Raw genomic sequence first — 16156 nt, forward strand, 5'->3', positions numbered from 1 at the left:
CCGACACACCCCCTCCGGCGGGTGCGGGCACGTGACGGCCAATGGGGGGTGTGAGGGCAGTCCGGGGTTGCCCCGAACCGCTCACTGACCCCGCGATCCCGTGGTTCAGGCCCGCATCATTCGGCACCGGGTCCGCCGCTCGTCTGTCCTTGCCTTCGGCCAGGGGGAGCACCCCGACACACCCCCTCCGGCGGGTGCGGGCACGTGACGGCCAATGGGGGGTGTGAGGGCAGTCCGGGGTTGCCCCGAACCGCTCACTGACCCCGCGACCCCGTGGTTCAGGCCCGCATCATTCGGCACCGGGTCCGCCGCTCGTTTCCCACTGGACTTTGGCCAGGGGGAACACCCCAGCGCACGCTCTTCGGCCAGTAGGGGCGCACGACGGTCGGTGTGGGGTGATGGCGTGAGTCCCCTCCGCCCGACCTGACCGCACCACCACATCGGCAACCAGGTTCGCCCCCGATGAGCTCACCTGAACTGAGCCGAAGGCCCATCGATCCAGACGCGCGCCCTGGCTGACGCTTCTCTCGACTCCGCGATCAAGTGACCCGAGGACGCCTTCGCTGCCGACTCCACCGCGTCCGGAGTGGGGCGAAGTAAGACAACGCGGGTCACCCCTGGTCCTCCCGTCGCTCGTGCCCGTACTCCACGAACTACGGTGCGGCCAGCCACCTTCTGCCCACCCACCGGCCGTTGTGCGCCCATAGGGCGGGAGGGGGTGTGTCGGGGTGCTCCCCCTGGCCGAAGGCTGGGGGAGACGAGCGGCGAACCCGGCGCCCAAGGATGTGGGGCCAAACCGCGAGCGTTCTGGGGGTCCCCCCGGCCGAAGGTTGGGGGAGTGCGCCGGCGCGGCGCCGACCCCAGACGAACTTGCGCAGGCCCGCACCAATCGCGCCGGGCAATCGGGAGGGCGGGTGGGAGACAGCCCGCCGCAGGCGCAAACAACCCGCACACAACAACAGGCCGCAACCACAGACACCCGGCGTCAATCCAGCGCGGAGCGGAACGATGCCGCGTTCACGAGGATCCCCCCGTCCACGGGGAGCGTGAGCCCCGTGATCCAGGACGCGTCGCCGGAGGCGAGGAACGCGACCGCCGCCGCGATGTCCCGGGGCTCGCCGACCCGCCCGAGGGGATAGACCCCCGCGAGGCGGTCGAGCGCGTCCTCGCGCCCCGCCCAGGCGGGCGTCCGCACCGTGCCGGGGGCGACGAGGTTGACCCGGACGCCACGTCGGGCGGCGTGCACGGCCAGCGTGCGGGTCAGGGAGGCGAGCCCCGCCTTGGCGGCGCTGTAGGCGTGGTTGCCGAAGTTCATGTGCCCGTTGACGGAGCCGATGCTGACGATCGCCCCACGCCCGCCCGCCTCCGCCAGCAGCGGCAGCGCCGCGCGGGCGCAGCGCATGGCCCCGGTGAGGGTGACCTCCAGGTCCTCGTACCACTCGGCGTCCGGGACGTCCTCGAACCGCGGCGGGTCCACGTGGCAGGCGTAGGCGTTGTTGACCAGCACGTCGAGCCGCCCGAAGCGTTCGACGGCGTGCGCCATGGCGGCGTCCACCGCGGCCTGGTCGACGACGTCGCAGCGCACCGCCGCGGCCCGGCCGCCGGTCTCCTCGGCGAGGGCCTCCGCCGTCGCCGCGGCACGGTCCGCGTCCAGGTCGGCCAGCAGGACGTCCGCGCCCTCGGCCATCAGGCGCCGGGCGGTCGCCGCGCCGATGCCCTGGGCGCCCCCGGTGACGACGGCGACGTGTCCCTCGAACCTGCGCATCGGGTCATCTCCCGCCGGCGAGCGATTGAAAGGCGCTGCCCTCTCGCCTCCTTACTCGCGCGTAGCGTAACGTGCCTGCACACCCAAGGGGAGCGGAAAGGCACACCATGGCGCTGGACGCGGACGTCATCGTCGTCGGAGCTGGACTGGCCGGTCTGGTCGCGACCGCCGAGCTGGCCGACGCGGGGCGCAAGGTCCTCCTGCTGGAGCAGGAGCCGGAGAGCAACCTGGGCGGCCAGGCGTTCTGGTCCTTCGGCGGGCTGTTCCTCGTCGACTCCCCCGAGCAGCGCCGGATGCGGATCAAGGACAGCCGCGAACTCGCCCTGCAGGACTGGATGGGCACCGCCGGCTTCGACCGCGCCGAGGACCGCCGGCCGCGCGAGTGGGCCGAGGCGTACGTGGACTTCGCCGCAGGCGAGAAGCGGTCGTGGCTGCACGCGCAGGGAATGAGGTTCTTCCCGGTGGTCGGCTGGGCGGAACGCGGCGGCTACCTCGCGACCGGGCACGGCAATTCGGTGCCCCGCTTCCACATCACGTGGGGCACGGGCCCGGGCATCGTGGCGCCGTTCGAGCGCCGGGTGCGGGAGGCCGTCGACAGGGGCCTGGTGGAGCTGCGCTTCCGGCACCGCGTGACGGCCCTGACGACGACGGGCGACGCGGTGGACGGCGTGGCGGGCGAGGTCCTGGTGGACAGCGACGCCGAGCGCGGCCACGCGAGTTCGCGGGAGATCCGGGCGGAGTTCCAGCTCAAGGCGCAGGCGGTGATCGTCACTTCGGGCGGCATCGGCGGCAACCACGAACTGGTGCGCGCGGCCTGGCCGCAGCGGCTGGGCACGCCGCCGCGCAAGCTGCTGTCGGGCGTTCCGGCCCATGTGGACGGCCTGATGCTGGGGGTCGCCGAGGCGGCGGGGGCGCACCTGATCAACGGCGACCGGATGTGGCACTACACCGAGGGCATCGAGAACTGGGACCCGATCTGGGCCAGGCACGGCATCCGCATCCTGCCGGGCCCGTCGTCCCTGTGGCTGGACGCGACCGGCAGGCGGCTCCCGGTCCCGCTGTTCCCGGGCTTCGACACGCTGGGGACGCTGGAGCACATCATGCGGACCGGGCACGAGTACACGTGGTTCGTCCTCACCCAGAAGATCATCGAGAAGGAGTTCGCGCTGTCGGGCTCCGAGCAGAACCCGGACCTGACCGGCAAGAGCGTGCGCGACGTGCTCAAGCGCGTGCTGCCGGGAGCGCCCGGCCCGGTCGAGGCGTTCAAGCGGAACGGCGTGGACTTCGTCGTGGCGGACGACCTGCCGGAGCTGGTGCGCGGCATGAACGCGCTCGCCAAGGACGACCTGCTCGACGAGACGGCGATGCGCCGTGAGATCGAGGCCCGCGACCGCGAGATCACCAACACCTTCACCAAGGACCTGCAGGTCACCGCGATCCGCGGGGCCCGCAACTACATCGGCGACAAGCTGATCCGCACCGCCGCCCCGCACCGGCTGCTGGACCCGAAGGCGGGCCCGCTGATCGCGGTGCGGCTGAACATCCTGACCCGCAAGTCGCTCGGCGGCATGGAGACCGACCTGGACGCACGGGTGCTGCGCGCCGACGGCGAGCCGCTGCCGGGGCTGTACTCGGCGGGCGAGGCGGCCGGCTTCGGCGGCGGCGGGATACACGGCTACCGCTCGCTGGAGGGGACCTTCCTCGGCGGCTGCATCTTCTCTGGCCGTACGGCGGGGCGCGCCGCCGCGAAGGCGACCGCCTGACCGGTCCCCCCGCGCGCCGCCGGTGCGTCCCGACCCCGGTCCTGACCGGTCCCGGGCGGGAGGCACCATGGGGGGAGCAACAACGGCGGCGCATGGTGGGAGCACGGGCTGTGGTGGACGTCCACGGGGCAGTGACGGAAGGCTTCGAGCCGGTCCGGGAGGCCTTCGTCCGGAACTTCGAGGAGCGGGGCGAGCGCGGCGGGGCCGTGGCGCTGTACCGGGACGGCCGCAAGGTCGTGGACCTGTGGGCGGGTTCCGCCGGCGGGGACGGGGCCGGCGGCGCGCCCTGGGCGCAGGACACGGCGCAGGTGGTGCGATCGGCGACGAAGGGCGTGGCGGCGGCGTGCCTGCTCCTGCTGCACCAGCGGGGGCAGCTCGACCTGGACGCGCCCGTCGGCACGTACTGGCCCGAGTTCAAGACCGCCGGCAAGGAGCGGGTCACGGTCCGCGACGCCCTGGCGCACCGGGCCGGGGTGCCGGCGCTGGACGCCCCGCTCACCCCGGAGCAGGCGCAGGACGGCGTCAGCGGGCCGCGCGCGATCGCGGCGCAGGCCCCGTTCTGGGCGCCCGGGAAGGACCACGGCTACCACGCGCAGACGTACAGCTGGCTGATCGGCGAGCTGGTGCGGCGCGCGAGCGGGGGCCGCTCCCTGGGGCGCTACGTGGCGGAGGAGATCGCCCGCCCGCTCGGCCTCGACCTGTGGATCGGCCTGCCGGCGGGCGAGGAGCACCGCGTCGGGCGGATCGCCGCCGTGGACACCCCGCCGCCCCCGGCCGCGGCGGGGCTGCGCGCGCGGCCCAAGCGGAACGTGACCGAGGCGTACGACGACCCGTCGTCGCTGACCCGGCGGGCGTTCGGCGCGATCGACCCGCTGCCGGACGAGAACGACGCCGCCTACCACGCGGCGCAGCTGGCGGCCTCCGGCGGCATCGCCACCGCCCGTTCGCTGGCCCGCTTCTACGCCGCGCTCATAGGGGAGGTCGAGGGCCCCGGCGCCCGGCTCTTCGCCCCGGCGACGCTCACCTCCGCGCGCACCCCGGAGTCGGAGGGCCCGGACCGCGTCCTGGTGGTGAACACCCGCTTCGGCCTGGGCTTCATGCTGCACGGCCCGGCCGCCCCGCTGCTGTCCCCGGGCTCCTTCGGGCACCCGGGCCGCGGCGGGTCGCTGGGCTTCGCGGACCCGGGTGAGGGCGTCGCCTTCGGCTACGTCACCAACGGCATGCAGAAGAACGTCACCGCCGATCCGCGCGCCCAGGCGCTGGTCCGGGCGGTGCGGGAGTGCCTGCGCTGACGGCGGGCCGGAAAAGTTGCCCGGGCTCCGGGAGCCGCGAACGATGGATGAGTGAGCGACGCCGCATATCTCCGGTTTCCGCATGTTCACGGCGAGCGGCTCTGTTTCGTCGCCGAGGACGACATCTGGGTCGCGCCCCTGGGCGAGGGGCGCGCGTGGCGGGTGACGGCCGACCGGACCCGGGTCGGGCATCCGCGCTTCTCCCCCGACGGGTCGGTGATCGCCTTCAACAGCTGGCGCTCCCTCGACCCCGAGGTGTACGTCGCGCCGGTGGAGGGCGGCCCGGCCCGCCGGCTGACCTACTGGGGCAGCACCGACACCCGCGTGCGTTCCTGGACGCGGGACGGCCGCATCCTGGCGGTGTCCTCCCACGGCGAACCCTTCTCGCACTACACGTGGGCCTACGGCGTCCCCGTGGAGGGCGGTCCGGGCAGCCGCCTGCCCTGGGGCCCGGTGTCGGACATCGCCGTGGACGACAGCGAGGAGGGCGAGCACCGGACGCTACTGCTGACGGCGACCGCGCCCCACGAGCCGGCCTCGTGGAAGCGGTACCGGGGCGGCGCGACGGGGCGGCTGTGGCTGCAGTGCCGGCGGCTGGTGCCGGAGGTCGACGGCCACCTGGAGTCGCCGATGTTCGTCGCGGGGCGCATCGCCTTCCTCTCCGACCACGAGGGCATCGGCAACCTCTACTCCTGCCTGCCGGACGGCACGGACCTGCGGCGGCACACCGACCACGCCGACTTCTACGCCCGCAGCGCGGCGACCGACGGCACGCGCGTGGTCTACCAGTGCGCGGGCGAGGTGTGGCTGGTCGACGACCTCGGCCCGGGCTCGGTGCCGCGCCGCCTCACCGTGGACCTCGGCGGCCCGCGCGCCGGCCGGCGCCCGTACCAGGTCCCGGCCTCGGCGTACCTGGACGGGCTGGCCGTGGACCGCACCGGACGCGCCAGCGCGGTGTGCGTGCGCGGCAGCCTGTACTGGCTCACCCACCGCGACGGGCCCGCGCGCACCATCTCCGACGTGCCGGGGTCGCGGGTCCGGCTGCCGGTCATGCTGGGCGACACCGGGCGGATCGCCTTCGTCACCGACGCCGAGGGTGAGGACGCCATCGAGATCGCCGCGCTGCCGGGCCGCCCCGCGGCGCTGGCCGCCGCCGACATCGCCGACGCCGACGACGCGGTCGCGCAGGCCCTGCGGGCCACGGAGGAGGGCACCGGGGACGGGGGCGGGGAGGAGGACGAGGAGGAGACCGCGCAGGAGATCGCGGCCGCCGAGGGGCAGACGGAGCCTCGGCCCCCGTGCAGCAGCGGCGGCACCCGGCTGGCGTGCGGGCTGCTCGGCCGCGTCCACGAAATGGTGCCCTCGCCCGACGGCCAGATCCTCGCCGTCGCCTCCCACGACGGCCGGCTGCTCATGGTCGACGCGGAGTCGGGCGCGGTGGCCGAGCTGGTCCGCTCGTCCAACGGTCCCGTCCGCGACCTGTCCTTCTCCCCGGACTCCGACTGGATCGCCTGGTCCCACCCGGTCATCGGCCGTTCGTTGCGGAAGATCCGGATCGCCCGGCTCAGCCCGGACCCGGAGACCGGCAAGCACACCCTCATCGACGTCACCAACGGCCGTTTCGAGGACGAGCAGCCGGTCTTCACCCGCGACGGCCGCTACCTGGCCTTCCTGTCCTGGCGCGGCTTCGACCCGGTGTACGACGTGCACACCGGCGACCTGTCCTTCCCGCTGGGCTGCCGCCCGCACCTCGTACCGCTGCACTCGGCGACGCCCTCGCCCTTCGCGCTGCCCGTGGAGGGCCGGCCGCCGGGGGGCGGGCTGGACCCGACCGGGTTCACCGAGGGGCCGCTGGCGGTGGAGGCGGCCGGGCTGCCGATGCGGGTGACGCCCTTCCCGGTGCCCGCCTCCAAGTACAGCTCGCTGGAGGCGGTGCGGGGCGGGCTGACCTGGCTGCGCTGGCCGATCTCCGGCGCGCTCGGCGAGACCTTCGTCAATCCGACCGACCCCTCCGCCCGCCCCACGCTGGAGTACTTCGGCCTGGCGAAGTCCAAGCGGGTCGAGCTGGTGCGGCACATGGACTGGTACCGGATCAGCGGCGACGGCACGCAGCTGGTGGTCTTCGACGAGGGCGACCTGACGGTGGTCCCGGCGTACGAGCCGGGCGACCTGGACTCCACCGTCTACATCGACATGCGCCGCATCCTGCACGAGGCGAACCCGCCCACCGAGTGGCGGCAGGCGTTCGACGAGGCCGGGCGGATCATCCGCGACTACTTCTGGGCGCCGGACATGTGCGGCATCGACTGGCCGGAGATCCTCGACCAGTACCGTCCGCTGGTCGAACGGGTCGCCACCCCGGACGAGTTCGCCGACCTGCAGCGCGAGGTCCTCGGCGAACTGGGCACCTCGCACGCGTACGTGGCGTCCGCCCGCCGCAGCGAGGGGCCGCCGCACTACCAGCGGCCGATCGGGCTGCTCGGCGTCAACTTCCTCCACACCAAGGACGGCCGGTGGGTGGTCACCCGCATCCTGCCGGGCGAGTCCTCGGACTCCAAGGCGCGTTCGCCGCTGGCCGGCACCGGCGTCCTGGAGGGCGCGGCGCTCACCCACGTCGACGGCCGCGCCGTCGACCCGGACGCCGGTCCCGGCCCGTTGCTGTCGGCCGCGGGCGGCACCACGGTGGAGCTGACCTTCGTCCCGCCCGACGGCGGGCATCCGCGCCGGGTCGCGGTGGTGCCGCTGGTGGACGAGCGGCCGCTGCGCTACCAGGACTGGGTGGCCAAACGACGCGCGGTCGTACGGGCGTTGAGCGAGGGGAAGTGCGGCTACCTGCACATCCCGGACCTGGGGGGCTCGGGCTGGGCGCAGTTCAACCGCGACCTGCGCATCGAGATCGTCCATCCGGCGCTCATCGTCGACGTGCGCGGCAACGCGGGCGGCAACATCAGCGACCTGGTGGTGGAGAGTCTGACCCGCAAGATCCTCGGCTGGGACCACACCCGCCACGCGCAGCCGGTGAGTTATCTCGGCAACGCCCCGCGGGGCCCGATCGTGGCACTGGCGGACGAGGCGACGGCCTCCGACGGCGACATGATCACCGCCACGTTGCGGCTGCTGGGCATCGGCCCCGTGGTGGGCCACCGCACCTGGGGCGGCGTGGTCGGCATGACCGGCCGGCACCGGCTGGGCGACGGCACGGTGATCACGGTGCCGATGAACGCCGCCTGGTTCGAGGCCTACGGCTGGGCGGTGGAGAACTACGGCGTGGAGCCGGACATCCCCGTCATCCGCACGCCGTTGGACTGGGCGGAGGGCCGCCGCACCGACCTTGAGGTCGCCGTGCAGACGGCACTGGACCTGCTGGAGAAGCACCCGGCCTCCACACCGCCCGATCTGTCCGACCGCCCGGACCGGCGGCGGCCGCCACTCCCCCCGCGTCCCTGAACCTCCCCTCCCCGTCAGGGACGGCGGGCGGTTCCGCCGAGGAAGGTCCGGTCGAGGACGAGGAAGGGGCGCGCCCGGTACGGACGCGCCCCTCCTTCACGCCTTGACCACGCGGGTCAGGCCCGCTCGTGCCGCTCGTCGATCTCCTCCGGCGAGCGCCGGCGGTCGCGGTCGCCCTTGGGCATGCCCTCCGGGGGCTGCTTGGACGGCTGACCCTGGCCGGGCTCGCGGTGCTGCGGCTTGCCCGGCTGGCGCATCGGGTCGCCGGCCATGCCCTGAGCACGCTCGCGGGTCTGGCCGATACGCTCCTGCCCCTGGGGCTGAGCCTGCGGGCGGTGCTGCTGCCCGGCCTTGTTTCGCGTGGGGTCGTTCTTGCCCATGATCACTCCTTCGTGATGTATGGAATGGGCCTCGACCAGGCTGACACGGCCGGACACAGTACGCATTTCGGACGAACGCGGTCCGTGAACGGCGCTGGTCAGACGGGCCTTTCCGAGCGGGCGCGTTCGTCGGCGGCGCCGCCCCGGCCGACGAGTCCGTGCCGGACGCCGCCCGCGGCGGCGATCCTCGGCTCCAGGCGGCGCATCTCGCGCCGCCCCAGGACGCCGCCGATCAGGCCGGGCACGTACCCGCGTACGGACTGCATCCCGCGCAGCCACCACTGGGCGTAGACGTGCGGCGAGCGGCGGGCGATCCCGTCCGCGATGCGCCCGACGGCCGGTCCCAGCGGGTAGGTGCGGTTGGCGGGCCAGGGCAGCCGGGCGCGGGCCTCACGCATCAGGGCGTCCTCGTCGGCGCCCCGCACCATGTCGGTGTCGGTCCAGCTCAGGTACCCCACGCCGACCTTGACGCCCTTGAAGCCGACCTCGGCCCGCAGGCAGTGCGCGAACGCCTCCACCCCCGCCTTGCTGGCGCAGTACGCGGTCATCAGCGGCGCCGGGGTGATCGCGGCGAGCGAGGCGATCTGCAGCAGGTAGCCGCGCGAGGCGAGGAGCGCCGGCAGGAACGCGCGGGCGGTGACCACGCTGCCCAGCAGGTTGACCTGGACGACCCGTTCGAAGTCGGCGGGATCGACGTCCAGGAACGGACCGCCGGTCGCCACACCGGCGTTGGCGACCACCACGTCGACGCGGCCGTAACGCTCCAGGACCTCGGCGGCCACCCGGGCCATCGCCTCCCGGTCGGTGACGTCGGCCGTCCAGTGGCCGGTGTCCGGCCCGATCTCCGCGGCGACGCCCTTGAGTTCGTCCGGTTCCAGCCCCACCAGCGCCAACCGGGCGCCGCGCGAGGCGAGTTCACGGGCGAGCATCGCCCCCACCCCACGGGCGGCACCGGTCACGACCGCGACCTGCCCGTCCAGCGACCTGCTCATGCCGTCTCCTCCTTGACCTGCGTTCCGGGCCGCAGATGGTCCTCGACGAGGGCGCGTACGACGCCGGCGGCCGCGGCCGGCGCCTCCAGCGGCGTCATGTGGCCGAGGCCCGGCAGTTCGGTGAGCCCGGCGAACCGGGAGAGCCGGGCGGCCATGCCGTGGGCGTGCACCGGCGGGGTGAGCTTGTCGGCCCCGCCCACCAGCACGGCGGTGGGCGCGCGCAGCGCGGACACGCCCGCGTCCAGGTTGAGCCCGGCCAGCACCCGGCCCCACGCGGCGCGCTGCCGGCGCCCGCAGGCGTGCACGATGCGCGCGGTGGCGGCCGTCAGCTCCCGGCTCGACGCCGCGCCCAGGATCCCGTACTTGAGTGCGGCCCGGGTCACCGCGGACTGCGGGCCGAGCGGCGCGGAACTGACCAGCAGGAAGCGGTGGAAGGCGTCGCGCACCCGCTTGCTGCGCACCCGCGGCGGCAGCACCGCGGCCTCGGTGAGCAGCCGCCCGCTGCCCGTGCTGGCCAGCAGCACCGCGGCGGTACGGGACTGCACGGCGGCCCGGTCGCCGGCCGCCATCGCGGTCATGCCGCCCATGGAGTGGCCGACCAGCACCACCTTCTCATCGCCCTCGACGGCGGCCTCCAGGACCGCGGTGAGGTCGTCGGCGAGCGCGCCGGTGCCGTAGCCGCCGCGCCGCGGGGTGCCGCTGCCGCCGTGGCCGCGCTGGTCGTAGGCCACGACCCGGTACTCCCCGGCCAGTTCGTGGATGAGCGGGGCCCAGAACAGGGTGCTGCACGTCCAGCCGTGGATCAGCACCACGGTGGGCGCCGCGCCGGCCTGCGGGCCGTACTCCTCGACGTGGATCCGGGTGCCGTCCGCGGAGCGCACGGAGTGCGTGCGCCGGGCGGCCGGGAGGTCGAAGACGGACGCGCTCACGAGGCCACCTCCACGCGCTCCGGGCGCCCCTCGCCGGCACCGGCGGGGAGGACCTCGTACTCCTGGAGGTCCAGCCGGCGCGTGGCACGCCGGAACTCCGCGGTGGTCCCGGGCCAGACGGTGGTGTTGCGGCCCTGGTCGTCCAGGTACCAGCTGACGCAGCCGCCGGTGTTCCACACGGTGCGGGTCATCCGGCGCTGCACCGCCTCGTTCCAGGACCGGACGGCCTCCGGGCGGGCGTCGAGCGCGGCGGCCCCGGTGGTGTCCAGCGCGCGCAGGTAGGCGGCGACGTAGTTCAGCGAGGACTCGATCATCAGGATCATCGAGCTGTTCCCGAGGCCGGTGTTGGGCCCGATGACGAACAGCAGGTTCGGGAAGCCGTCGACGGCGCAGCCGCGCAGCGCGGCCATGCCGCCCTTCCAGTGCTCTGCCAGCGAGCGGCCGTCGGCGCCGAACACCCGGTCCCCGATGGGCATGTCGGTGACGTGGAAGCCGGTGCCGAAGACGATGGCGTCCACCTCGCGCTCGGTGCCGTCCGCCATGACCAGGGTCGAACCCCGCACCTCCTTCAGCGCGGAGGCGACGACCTCGGTGTTGGGCCGCGCGAGCGCCGGGTAGTAGTCGTTCGACAGCAGGATGCGCTTGCAGCCGATCCGGTAGTCGGGGGTCAGCTTGGCGCGCAGCGCCGGGTCCTTGACGGACTTGCGCAGGTGCGAGGCGGCGACGGCCTGCGCGCCGCGCATCATCGCCGGGCGCTTGGTGAACGCGCCCACCTGGAACTCGCGGATCAGCCACAGCAGTCTGCGCCGCGCCCTGGCGGTGGCCGGCACCGTGCCGTGCAGCCACTGCTCGGCCCGGCTGATCCCGCGGTCCATGCGCGGCATCACCCACGGGGGCGTCCGCTGTACCACGGTCAGGCTCGCCACCTCGGGCTGGATCGCGGGCACGATCTGGATCGCGGAGGCCCCGGTGCCGATCATGGCGACCCGCTTGCCCGTGAGGTCGAAGTCGTGGTCCCACTGCGAGGAGTGGAAGACCCTGCCCGGGAAGGCGTCCAGGCCCGGGACGTCCGGCAGCTTGGGGTCGGACAGCGGCCCGGTGGCCGAGACCACGACGTCCGCGGTGAGTTCGCCCCGCGAGGTGGTGATGCGCCAGTGCCGGGCGCCGGCGTCCCAGCGGGCCTCGGTCACCTCCGTCTCGAGCCGCAGGTGCGGGCGGAGGCCGAAGGTGTCCGCGACCTGTTCCAGGTAGGCCCGGATGTGCGGCTGGCCGGAGAAGGTGCGCGGCCACCGGGGGTTGGGCGCGAAGGAGAACGAGTACAGGTGCGAGGGAACGTCGCAGGCACACCCCGGGTAGCTGTTGTCCCGCCACGTGCCGCCGACGGAGTCCCGGCGTTCCAGGACGACGAAGTCGGTGATCCCCTCGCGTCGCAGCCGCACGGCGGCGCCCAGTCCGCCGAACCCCGATCCGATCACCGCAACCCGCACGTGTTCGCTGTGTCCGGCCATACCGCCGCCTCTCGGTGCCGCCCCTGTGCCGAATCGTGCCAGCGTTCACTGGCACGGTCGGAGCGTAGACCAGAAGGCGTTACCAGCGGTAGAGGTCGGGCCGCGCGATGTGGCGCGGACACGGCATAGGCTGAACGGCGTGGCAACGCACGAGCGCGAGTACCGGATGGACGAGCTGGCGGAGGCGGCCGGAGTCCCGGTCCGCACCGTCCGCTTCTACCGGGAGCGCAAGCTGCTTCCGCCGCCGCGCCGCGAGGGCCGGATCGCCTGGTACAACGACCACCACCTGGCCCGGCTGCGGACCGTCACGGCCCTGCTGGAACGGGGTCACACCCTCGGCGGCATCGCCGAGTTGATGGACGCCTGGGAGAGCGGCCGCCGCGACGTCGGCGAGTTGCTCGGCCTGGACCCGGGGCTGCCCACCCGCTGGTCGGAGGAGGAGCCGCTGCGGCTCACCCCCGAGGGCCTCGCCGACCACTACGGGGACCAGGCCACCGCGGAGAACCTGGCCACCGCCCTGGACGTCGGCTACATCGCCGTCGACGGCGACGACGTCGTCCACGTCAGCCGCCGCCTGCTGGAGGCGTCGGCCGCGCTGGTCCGGGAGGGCGTCCCGCTCGCCGAGGTGCTGGCCGCCGGCCGCGACATGCGGGGCCGCATGGACCTGCTCGCCGAGCTCTTCGTCGAACTGGCCCGCACCTACGTCCTGCCGGACGCGGAGGCCGACCTCCAGTCCGGCGACACCACCCGGCTCACCGAGGCCATCGCCCGGCTGCGCCCCCTCGTCCAGGCCGTCGTGGAGGCGGAGCTCGCCCTGGCGATCGACCGCAGGCTCCGCGAGGAACTCAAGCGCTGACCCCCGTACGCCGCCCCCGGGCGGCACCTCCGCCCGCACCGCGGCCGGCCGGCCCGCGTTCCCGGAACGGCGGCGCGCATCCGTACTGTGGACGTATGACGCTCGATCTCGACGCCTATCTCGCCCGCATCGGCTGGACCGGGGATCGCCGTCCCACGGCGGAGGTGCTGCGCTCCGTGCACCGCGCCCACCTGCTGGGCATCCCGTTCGAGAACCTCGACCCGGTCCTGGGCCACGCCCCCTCGCTCGCGCTGCCCGACCTGGAGGCCAAGCTCGTCCGCGGTACGCGCGGCGGCTACTGCTACGAGCACAACACCCTGTTCGCCGCGGCGCTCACCGCCCTCGGGTTCCGGGTCACGCTGCTCACCGCGCGCGTCCTGGTCGGGGCGAAGCCGGGGGACGTCCGCCCCCGGACGCACATGCTGATGCTCACCGACGTGCCCGGCGAGCCGGTGCCGTGGGTGAGCGACGTCGGCTTCGGCAGCATCGGCTCCCTGCTGGAGCCCTTGCCGCTGGTCGCGGACGTGGAGCTGCACGACGCGCCGCGCCGCCACCGGCTGGTCCACGCGCCGCACGACGGCCCGCTGGAGCTGTGGAAGCTCCAGGCGCACCTGCCCGGCACCACGGACGACGGGTGGGAGGACCAGTACGCCTTCACCGTCGAGCCCTTCCAGGCCCCCGACTACGAGGTCATCAACTGGCACGTGGCGACCAACCCGCGCTCCCCCTTCTCCCACGGTGTCTACGTCCAGCGCACCACCGGCGACGCCCACCTCTCCCTCACCGGGCGGCACCTCACGGAGACGGCCGCCGACGGCACCCGCAAGGAGCGCGAACTCGCGGGCGCGGACGAGGTGCTGCGGGTCCTCGCGGACGACTTCGGCGTACGGCTCCCCGAGGGGACGCGCCTGCCGCAGTGATTGGTGCGGCGGGCCGGGGGCCGGGACTACGACACGTCCTTGCCCTCGGCCAGGGTGTGCGCCACCAGCGCGTTGGCGTGGCCGTGCCCGAGGCCGTGCTCGGTCTTCAGCCAGCCGACCAGGTCCATGTGCCGGGTCAGCGGGGAGGAGCGGATGAGCTCCTTCCATTCCCCGACCGGCCGCCCGTACTTCTTCTCGATCGCGGGGAAGTAACTCGCGGGGCCCTTCACGTTCTCCGTCATGCCTGGTTGACCGCGCGGGCGTCGCGAACTCATCGGACGGGGGCCGTGACCCGCGTCACACGCCCGCCCACCGGCGGCCGTACCGCGGCCGGGCCCGGCGGGCGTTCGCCGGGTCAGGTGAATCCGGCCGGTTCGCGGCGTGCCGCCGGGCGCCGCGTGCCTAGCGTGGCGGCCGGGACGACACCAGGTGGGCCGGACGGGGGTGACCGCATGGCGGTCGAGGACAAGCGCTCAGTGAGCATGAGGATCTTCGGGGACCTGCTCAGGGCACTGCGCGAGGGCCGCGGGCTCACCCTCGACGCGGTGGCGGCGCACACGGGCTACTCGAGGTCGCAGACCGTCAAGATCGAGTGCGGGGAGCGCATCGCCAGCACGGCGTTCATCGACCGCGCCGAGCAACTGCTGGGCTCTCCCGGGGTGCTGAAGGCCGTGGCACCCCATCTGTCCCGGGAGAAGCTGCCCGTGGGGTACGGGGAGTACGCGGACGAGGAGGCCCGGGCACTGAGCCTGGGAACGTACAACACCCACGTCATTCACGGCCTGTTGCAGACCGAGGCGTACATCCGTGCCGTGTTCGGAGCCCGCTGTCCGGCCCTGGAGGAGGACGAAGTCGAGCGCTGGACCGAGGACCGGCTGGCCCGCCAGGCCCTGATCACCCGCCGGCCCGTCTGCATGCTCTCCTTCGTCCTGGAGGAGTGGGTCCTGCGCCGCCCGACAGGCGGACCGGCCGTGATGAGGGAGCAGTTGCGGCACCTCGTCGAGGTGGGGCGGCGGCGCAACGTCCAGATCCAGGTGATGCCGGCGCGGTACGAGGCGCACGCCGGCCTCGACGGTCCCTTCACCTTCCTGGAGAATCCCGAACGCCACCTGCTCGCCTACGCTGAAGGTCAGGTCGGGGGCCTGCTCACCGATGACCGGAAAAGGGTCAGCCTGCTCCACCAGCGCTATGGCATGATCCGGGCGCAGGCCCTCACGCCGGAGGACTCGGCCAAGGTGATCGAGCAGATTGCGGGTGAACTGTGAGCGCTCTCGTGTGGTTCAAGTCCCTTCACAGCGGCAGCGACGGCGGCGAATGCGTGGAAGTTGCGGTCGGCCCGGCCGCCGTCCACGTACGGGACTCCAAGGACAGGTCCGGTCCCGTTCTGGCCTTCGATCCGGAGGCGTGGACCGCGTTCTTGGCCTTCGCCGGCCAATTGCCCGACCCTCAAGGATAGTTACCAACCGGTAATCCGAACGCCGGTTTCCGCTCACCCGCACCCGCGAACGTACGGTGCATGACAACCCTCAAAACCCTCGACTGGAGACGCGGCGCCGTCGTGACGGCGATCATCGTCGCCGGCGTGTCCGGCATCGCCCTCCCCGCCGACGCGCACGCCGCCGGGCACACCCCCGGCACGGTGGCGGCGGCCGCCACGGCCCCCGCGACGGCCTCCGCCACCGCCCCGATCGACCACGAGACCTGGCTGAGCGACGTCCGTCCGGTGATCGACCAGGCGCACGCCTACCTCCAGGAGCGCACGTCCGCCGTGCGCCCCGGCGAGAAGCAGGCGATCGTGCTGGACATCGACAACACCGCGCTGGAGACCCACTTCGACTGGTGGTTCCCGCCGGCCGTGGCGCCGACCCTCGACCTCGCCCGGTACGCGGACTCCCGCGGCGTGGCCGTCTTCTTCGTCACCGCGCGGCCGGACTTCATCCACCCGGCCACCCGCTACAACCTCGACCGCGCGGGGTACCCGGTCACCGGGCTCTACGGCCGCTCGATCCCCGACCTGTTCGAGGAGGTCAGCGCGTACAAGACCGCGCAGCGCGCCGCCATCGAGAGGCGCGGCTACACGATCGTCGCGAACATCGGCAACAACACCGGCGACCTGGTGGGCGGTCACGCCGAGCGCACCTTCAAACTCCCGGACTACGACGGCCTGCTCGACTGACACCGCCCCGGACCCGCCGGCGCCCGGGGAAGGATCGTTCCCCGGGCGTTCACCATGCCCTCATGCGCGGGCTTCGTACGGGCTCGACCTGCGGCTTAGCTTCACGAGGTCCCGTTCGCCCGATGTAG

The 16156-nt window shown here is 73.6% G+C and carries 14 protein-coding genes; 8 read left to right on the plus strand and 6 right to left on the minus strand.

What is annotated here, in order from left to right; genetic code table 11:
• Nucleotides 1–985: 985 nt before the first annotated feature.
• Nucleotides 986–1765 (minus strand): SDR family NAD(P)-dependent oxidoreductase, encoded by a 780-nt coding sequence (locus tag ACFZAU_RS22215; protein WP_500553623.1) that lies wholly within the window; start codon nucleotides 1763–1765, stop codon nucleotides 986–988.
• A 107-nt stretch (nucleotides 1766–1872) separates the two neighbouring features.
• On the opposite strand from ACFZAU_RS22215, the gene ACFZAU_RS22220 reads away from it, so the two are divergent.
• The 3 genes from ACFZAU_RS22220 (at nucleotide 1873) to ACFZAU_RS22230 (ending at nucleotide 8267) form a co-directional block, all read left to right on the plus strand.
• Nucleotides 1873–3528 (plus strand): FAD-binding dehydrogenase, encoded by a 1656-nt coding sequence (locus tag ACFZAU_RS22220; RefSeq protein ID WP_500553624.1) that lies wholly within the window; start codon nucleotides 1873–1875, stop codon nucleotides 3526–3528.
• A gap of 92 nt (nucleotides 3529–3620) precedes the next feature.
• Nucleotides 3621–4820 carry a serine hydrolase domain-containing protein gene (locus ACFZAU_RS22225; RefSeq protein ID WP_500553625.1) on the plus strand — a complete coding sequence of 400 codons (1200 nt, stop codon included), beginning with the start codon at nucleotides 3621–3623 and terminating at the stop codon, nucleotides 4818–4820.
• Between the two features lie 51 nt (nucleotides 4821–4871).
• Complete coding sequence (locus tag ACFZAU_RS22230; RefSeq protein WP_500553626.1) at nucleotides 4872–8267, plus strand: S41 family peptidase; 3396 nt, start codon at nucleotides 4872–4874, stop codon at nucleotides 8265–8267.
• 116 nt (nucleotides 8268–8383) lie between these two features.
• On the opposite strand, the gene ACFZAU_RS22235 is transcribed toward ACFZAU_RS22230, so the two are convergent.
• The 4 genes from ACFZAU_RS22235 to ACFZAU_RS22250 form a co-directional block, all read right to left on the minus strand.
• A complete protein-coding gene (locus tag ACFZAU_RS22235; protein ID WP_499600138.1) occupies nucleotides 8384–8647 on the minus strand; it encodes a hypothetical protein in 264 nt (87 codons plus the stop codon).
• Nucleotides 8648–8745: 98 nt separating this feature from the next.
• Entirely contained in the window at nucleotides 8746–9639 is an 894-nt protein-coding gene (locus tag ACFZAU_RS22240) for an SDR family oxidoreductase (RefSeq protein ID WP_500553627.1), read from the minus strand.
• Nucleotides 9636–10568, minus strand: coding sequence for an alpha/beta fold hydrolase (locus ACFZAU_RS22245; protein ID WP_500553628.1), 933 nt, complete (start codon nucleotides 10566–10568; stop codon nucleotides 9636–9638). Before ACFZAU_RS22245 ends, ACFZAU_RS22240 begins: the two co-directional genes overlap by 4 nt.
• Complete coding sequence (locus tag ACFZAU_RS22250) at nucleotides 10565–12076, minus strand: flavin-containing monooxygenase (protein WP_500553629.1); 1512 nt, start codon at nucleotides 12074–12076, stop codon at nucleotides 10565–10567. The genes ACFZAU_RS22245 and ACFZAU_RS22250 overlap by 4 nt, the downstream gene beginning before the upstream one ends.
• 139 nt (nucleotides 12077–12215) lie before the next feature.
• Between ACFZAU_RS22250 and ACFZAU_RS22255 the strand changes: the two genes are divergently transcribed.
• Together ACFZAU_RS22255 and ACFZAU_RS22260 are read left to right on the plus strand one after the other, a co-directional pair.
• On the plus strand, nucleotides 12216–12932 hold the full coding sequence (locus tag ACFZAU_RS22255; RefSeq protein ID WP_500553630.1) for a MerR family transcriptional regulator: 717 nt from the start codon (nucleotides 12216–12218) through the stop codon (nucleotides 12930–12932).
• Nucleotides 12933–13027: 95 nt separating this feature from the next.
• Nucleotides 13028–13852 carry an arylamine N-acetyltransferase family protein gene (locus tag ACFZAU_RS22260; RefSeq protein ID WP_500553631.1) on the plus strand — a complete coding sequence of 275 codons (825 nt, stop codon included), beginning with the start codon at nucleotides 13028–13030 and terminating at the stop codon, nucleotides 13850–13852.
• A 26-nt stretch (nucleotides 13853–13878) separates the two neighbouring features.
• On the opposite strand, the gene ACFZAU_RS22265 is transcribed toward ACFZAU_RS22260, so the two are convergent.
• On the minus strand, nucleotides 13879–14094 hold the full coding sequence (locus tag ACFZAU_RS22265; RefSeq protein WP_500553632.1) for a DUF4287 domain-containing protein: 216 nt from the start codon (nucleotides 14092–14094) through the stop codon (nucleotides 13879–13881).
• A gap of 210 nt (nucleotides 14095–14304) precedes the next feature.
• On the opposite strand from ACFZAU_RS22265, the gene ACFZAU_RS22270 reads away from it, so the two are divergent.
• The 3 genes from ACFZAU_RS22270 to ACFZAU_RS22280 are packed head-to-tail and all read left to right on the plus strand — an operon-like array spanning nucleotide 14305 to nucleotide 16028.
• A complete protein-coding gene (locus tag ACFZAU_RS22270) occupies nucleotides 14305–15117 on the plus strand; it encodes a helix-turn-helix domain-containing protein (RefSeq protein WP_500553633.1) in 813 nt (270 codons plus the stop codon).
• A gap of 8 nt (nucleotides 15118–15125) precedes the next feature.
• The gene (locus tag ACFZAU_RS22275; RefSeq protein WP_500553674.1) at nucleotides 15126–15308 is read left to right on the plus strand and encodes a DUF397 domain-containing protein; all 183 of its coding nucleotides are present in this window, start codon (nucleotides 15126–15128) and stop codon (nucleotides 15306–15308) included.
• Between the two features lie 60 nt (nucleotides 15309–15368).
• Nucleotides 15369–16028, plus strand: coding sequence for an HAD family acid phosphatase (locus ACFZAU_RS22280; protein ID WP_500553634.1), 660 nt, complete (start codon nucleotides 15369–15371; stop codon nucleotides 16026–16028).
• The last annotated feature ends 128 nt before the right edge of the window (nucleotides 16029–16156 follow it).

The sequence above is a fragment of the Streptomyces sp. NPDC008238 genome, assembly GCF_042956445.1.
GTDB lineage: Bacteria > Actinomycetota > Actinomycetes > Streptomycetales > Streptomycetaceae > Actinacidiphila.